Source organism: Mesorhizobium sp. M1A.F.Ca.ET.072.01.1.1 (genome assembly GCF_004023325.1).
In the GTDB taxonomy this organism is placed as follows: domain Bacteria; phylum Pseudomonadota; class Alphaproteobacteria; order Rhizobiales; family Rhizobiaceae; genus Mesorhizobium.
This window is the reverse complement of record NZ_RZSF01000398.1, coordinates 1-5,201: the sequence shown is the minus strand read 5'-3', so window position 1 is coordinate 5,201 and position 5,201 is coordinate 1. Positions and strand designations below refer to the sequence as shown.

The 5,201-nt window shown below is 62.9% G+C and carries 4 protein-coding genes; 3 read left to right on the top strand and 1 reads right to left on the bottom strand.

Annotated elements, in window-relative coordinates; translation table 11 throughout:
* Window positions 1–784 (top strand): glutathione S-transferase family protein (locus tag EOA32_RS32705; RefSeq protein ID WP_245499465.1); only part of this gene is annotated, 784 nt, incomplete at its 5' end.
* 302 nt (window positions 785–1,086) lie between these two features.
* The gene (locus EOA32_RS32700) at window positions 1,087–1,428 is read left to right on the top strand and encodes a hypothetical protein (protein ID WP_245435075.1); all 342 of its coding nucleotides are present in this window, start codon (window positions 1,087–1,089) and stop codon (window positions 1,426–1,428) included.
* Between the two features lie 89 nt (window positions 1,429–1,517).
* Here EOA32_RS32700 and EOA32_RS32695 read toward each other — a convergent pair whose 3' ends face one another.
* Window positions 1,518–1,739, bottom strand: a complete 222-nt coding sequence (locus EOA32_RS32695) for a hypothetical protein (RefSeq protein WP_067002082.1) — start codon at window positions 1,737–1,739, stop codon at window positions 1,518–1,520.
* A gap of 641 nt (window positions 1,740–2,380) precedes the next feature.
* Between EOA32_RS32695 and EOA32_RS32685 the strand changes: the two genes are divergently transcribed.
* A partial coding sequence (locus EOA32_RS32685) for a PAS domain-containing protein (protein ID WP_245499464.1) occupies window positions 2,381–5,201 on the top strand: 2,821 nt, incomplete at its 3' end.

Sequence of the window (5,201 nt, the reverse complement as noted above, 5' to 3'; positions counted from 1 at the left end):
CGCAAAAGCCGCGCCTAAAGCGACGGCAAAAGCCGCGCCTAAAGCAACGGCAAAGGCAGCACTTAAAGCCAAGGCGAAGCCGGCGAAGAAGCCCGCGGTCAAGCTCAGCATGCTTAGGCCCAGCGTCAACAACATGACGGTCCGGGTGTTCACGCGAGCGGCCGGGCTCGACCATGCCGAGACCGACGCCTGGGGCCTGACGCGCACGCCAGAATTCCTGGCGCGGAACCCGGCGCATCTGACTCCGATGATCGAGGACAAAGGACTTCCCAGAGGCGTGCTTTGGGAAAGCTGCGCAATCATGCAGTACCTCGCCAACAAGCATGGGCTGGACAAGTTCTATCCGAAGGCGCCGGCCAAGCGGGCGATGGTCGACAGCGCCATGTTCTACCTGGTCGGAACGCTCTATCCCTATGTGGCCAGGGCCACTTATCCGGCACTTGGCTTTCCGCAATATGCCGGCGAGGTCGGCCACAGCGATGCCCATCCCGACAAGAAATCGGAGGCGCAAAAGGCTGCCATCGCCGCAATCGCCGAGCCGCTGGAGGTCTTTCATAGTTTCTTCAGGGACGGCAAGCCTTTCATCGGCGGCAACAACCCGTCGATCGCCGACATCCGTCTGGCGGCGACACTGGAGTTTCTGGCGGTCATCGACTATGCGCTGCCTAACTGGGCGAAGGACTATATGGCTGCGATCGAGAAGAAGCTCGGCAAGGCCTATGCTGAGCCGGCCGGCGACGTGCGCGGCTACATCGCCCATGTGAAGGCTCAGGCCACTGCTTAAGAAATGCGCGAGGTTAGGGTTTCGTTAACCAAACCCTTGTCTAGTGTCTCGGTCCTCGCTGCGACCACGGATGTACTGGCGCGATTGCCGAGGAGAAGGAAAGGTCGGCTCAGCGCCGGCCTTTTTGCTTTTGCGCCGGCGCGCCAGCGTCACGGCAGCATGATTTTATCGGGTGCCGGCGCGGTTGAAATTCTATTGTCATCCGCGTCGCTGATCGTACCATGCGAACGGGCGAAAGCGGCGAGGACAAAGCCATGAAAAGCACGGCTAGACTTTCAGCGATCGCAGGCGCGCTGCTGGCGATGCCTTTTCCGGCAGATGCCGCATCGCTCAACACGATGAACGAGGTCGGCGCCGCGCTGCAGGCGTGCTGGACGCCGCCGGCCGAAGCCGGAACTGCCTCGGTCACCTTGAGCTTCAGCTTCAGGCGCGACGGCACGCTGATCGGCCCGCCGAAGCCAACGGCCATCAAGGTCAACGGCGATGACAAGGCGCGTCAGGCCTATGTCGACGCGGCGACCGTCGCCCTGCGGAACTGCCTGCCGCTCAGCTTTTCGCCGGAGCTTGCCAAAGGAATTCCCGGGAAGATCTTTACGCTTCAGTTCAATTCGCCGAAGGACAACGCCAAAGCAATTCAGCAGTAGAACTGCCAAGTTGCCCAGTTTCGCCTTCGCCGATTTCCAATAGAAAACACGGCTATGCTTTCTAAGAGGCGCTTTGCTGCTGGACAGCGCTACGCCGGATTGCGCCCGCGGCGGGCATTGGCGTGTTTTTCCAGTTGCGGCATCTCGAAGACATAGTCGCTCCAGGCCGATTCCGGAATTTGGCCGGCCAGATAGCATTCCAACAATAGATTTTGCTCGGGTGTCAGACGCCTCGGGGCCCGCTCGTGATCCAGTCCAAGCGAATGGATCAGGTTTCTCGTCAGGCCTGAGACGGTGAAATGAACAGACATCTTCGCTCCCCTTCGTGCTGCGCCGATAACGCCAGACACCACACAAAGGTTTCACGCGCAGTGAGGAAACACGCGATCTTATCGTAGCTGCGAGGCTACTCGCAGACGACGCGATAGCGCTTACCGGGTTCGCTCACATTCCGGCAGGCGAGCGCCTTCTGTGGCTGGGAGGACGCATCAGCCAAATCCGGCTGAAAGGAAGGGGCCGTCGAAACACGTCTTCGACTGGGGGAACTCACCGGGGCGCTCGGCTGCTGAGGAAATACGTCCGTCGCGATCTGCCGCGAAGCTGTTGTTCCTGGCGGGGCCTTGTCCCAAATGCGCCTGACGTCCATCCGGCTTGGAATGATGACGGTTCCGTCGTCGCTGCGCGTGCAGCCGCTCGCCGCGAGCAGCGCCGGACAGAGAACAAAAGTCAGCATTCGACCAAGCATCAGCTATACCCCCGCCGATTCTATAGCCCGGTAGCGGTGGGTTCGCCAACGGACGGATTACCGCAGCGAGGTCGGACCGGCGTCCGACTAAAAACCCGTTAACGGCATCGGGCGTGTTCGGTTGCGAATCGTTAAGGTTAGCCGATCGTTAATGCTTGTCGGGCACATTCCGCCGGCGAACCGGGAGGGTTCGGCCTGGGGGTAGGGATGGCGGATACGGACGGTACTTTCGAGATGGGCGCCGCCCGTTTTTTCGAAGGCGCGGTCGAGCGCGGCGAGGCGGCGGTCCCCCGCGCCCCCGATCAGCATGCGGCCGCGACCTCGGAGGCGCTCGCCAATCTTCGCCTGACGGTCGATTCGATGCCGATCGGCGTCATTGTCCTCGATGCCGACCTCAGGGCGGAGATCATCAACCGCGCCTTCTACGACTTCTGGAAGATCGATCCGCTTCGCGCCACTGCCGGCTGCGGCTTCCGCGAGCTGATGGAGGCCAGCCGCGACGCCGACCCCTATGGTGCCGACGAGGTGGGCTGGCAACGCCACATCGCCGAGCGCGAGGCCGAAATCCGGGCAGGCGTTGCCGGTTCCAGGCAGTTGCCGCGCAATGACGGCCGCGTGCTGATCGCCTCGCTGGCACCGCTTGCCGGCGGCAAGCGTCTGATCTCCTATGTCGACATCACCGACATGAAGCATCGCGAGACCGAGGCAGAGGATGCGCGCAAGAATCTCGCCACGGTGCTGGAGTCGCTGCCGGCCGGCGTCATCATCTATGACCGCCACGATGAATTCGTCTTCGCCAACCGCAAGCTGCATGACAGTTTGCCGGCGCTGAAGCCGGCCTGGCAGCCGGGCCGCACCTTACGCGAGGCGCTCGCTCTCGGTCATTCCGCCGGCTATTTCCGGTCGAGCGGCGACGTCGAGATCGACAATCTCTATGGTGTCGACAAAGAACGCTGGCTCGACGCCATGCTGAAGCGTTACAACCTGCCCAATTCGTCCTATGAACGGCTCAATCCCGACGGTCGCTGGTCCCAGGTCTACGACATGAGAGCGGACGACGGCACATTCATAGGGGTGCGCGTCGACATTTCCGATCTCAAGGCCCGCGAGAAGGCGCTGCGCGACTCGATGCGGCAGATCGACCTTTACCGGCATGTCATGGACGAATTGCCGGTGGCGGCGTTCATCAAGGCCGAGGATCTTACGATCGAGTTCGTCAACAAGGCCTGGTGCGCGCTGACCGGCATTGCCAAGGAAGACGTCATCGGCAAGACGGACCGGCAGCTTTTCGGCTGCGAGGACGCCGAAAGCTACAGCCATGACGATGCCGAGGTCATCGCGACCGGCAAGGGGCGCGAAGTCGAGGAGCCTGTCAGCCATCGCGACGGCACGGTGCGGCAGCTGATGACACGCAAGAGCCGCCTCGTCGCGACCGACGGATCGGTGCATCTGGTCGGTTCCAGCACCGACATCACCGAGGTCAAGGCGCGCGAGCGGGCGCTCAAGGAAAGCATGAGCGAGAACGAGGTGTTCCGCAACCTGATCGACAACGTGCCGGTGTCGATCTACGCGAAGCGTTCGGATCTAAGGCAATTCTACGTAAACAAGGGCTGGTGCGATCTCACCGGCTTCAGCCAGGAAGAGGCGATCGGCAAGACCGACGTCGAGATCTTCGGCGCGGACGGCGAAGCTTTCGTCGCCGGCGACCTGGCGGTGCTGCGCACCGGCGAGACGCAGGAGATCGAAGAACAGGTGACGCTGCCCGACGGCAGCGTGCGTCACCAGTTCGCGCGCAAGGGCGCGATGATCGCGTCCGACGGTTCGCTCTATCTGATCGGGTCGACCACGGACATAACGGAACTGAAACAGCGCGAGGCCGAGCTCAGCGAGGCGCGCCGGCGCGCCGTGCTTGCCGACCGCGCCAAGTCGGAGTTCCTCGCCAATATGAGCCACGAGATCCGTACGCCGATGAACGGCGTGCTCGGCATGGCCGAGTTGCTCGCCAAGTCGGACCTCGACCCAAAGCAGAAGACGTTCACCGACATCATCGTCAAATCGGGCAACGCGCTGCTCACCATCATCAACGACATCCTCGACTTCTCCAAGATCGACGCCGGCCAGCTCGTGCTCGACCCGGCGCCCTTCAACCTTGCCGAGGCGATAGAGGATGTGGCGACGTTGGTGTCGACCCGCGCCAAGGAAAAGGACCTCGAGCTCATCGTTCGCGTCCAGCCCGGCCTCGACGGTGAGTTCGTCGGCGACGTCGGCCGGATCCGACAGATCGTCACCAACCTGCTCGGCAATGCGGTGAAGTTCACCGACAAGGGCCATGTGCTGGTCGACGTGACCGGCGAGCGCGTTCCGTCGGGGACGAAGCTCGCCATCTCGGTCACCGATACTGGCATCGGCATTCCCGAAGACAAGCTGAAGCTGGTGTTCGAGAAATTCAGCCAGGTCGACACCTCCTCGACAAGACGGCACGAGGGCACCGGGCTCGGCCTTGCCATCACCTCGCGGCTGGTCGAACTGATGGGCGGCGAGATCGGCGTCGACAGCGCCGAGGGCAAGGGCTCGACCTTCTGGTTCACCGTCACGCTGCCGCGGGCCGAGCGAGGCGGGCAGCGGATCATGCCGGTCGACGTGACCGGCGCGCGCGTGCTGATCGTCGACGACAATGCCGTCAACCGCGCGATCCTCAGCGAGCAGATGGCTTCGTGGACCTTCGATTCCTGCGCGGCCGAAAGCGGCGCCGAGGGACTGAAGGTGCTGATTGCGGCTGCCGCTTACGGCGTGCCTGTCGACTGCGTCGTGCTCGACTACCAGATGCCGGGCATGACCGGCGCCGAAATGGCGCGCATCGTGCGCAACACCGCCGGCCTCGCGCACACGCCGATCATCATGCTGACCTCGGTCGACCAGTCGCTCGCCAGCGCCGCCTACCGCGATCTCGGCATCGATGCGCAGCTGATCAAGCCGGCGCGCTCCTCGATCTTGCTGGAGACGCTGGTCGCCACCATCCAGCGTCATC

What these genes read in the sequence shown, in the direction of transcription:
- EOA32_RS32700 (WP_245435075.1), top strand. Translation starts at nt 1,087, where the DNA reads ATGCCTTTTCCGGCAGATGCCGCATCGCTCAACACGATGAACGAGGTC.
- EOA32_RS32695 (WP_067002082.1), bottom strand. Translation starts at nt 1,739, where the DNA reads ATGTCTGTTCATTTCACCGTCTCAGGCCTGACGAGAAACCTGATCCAT.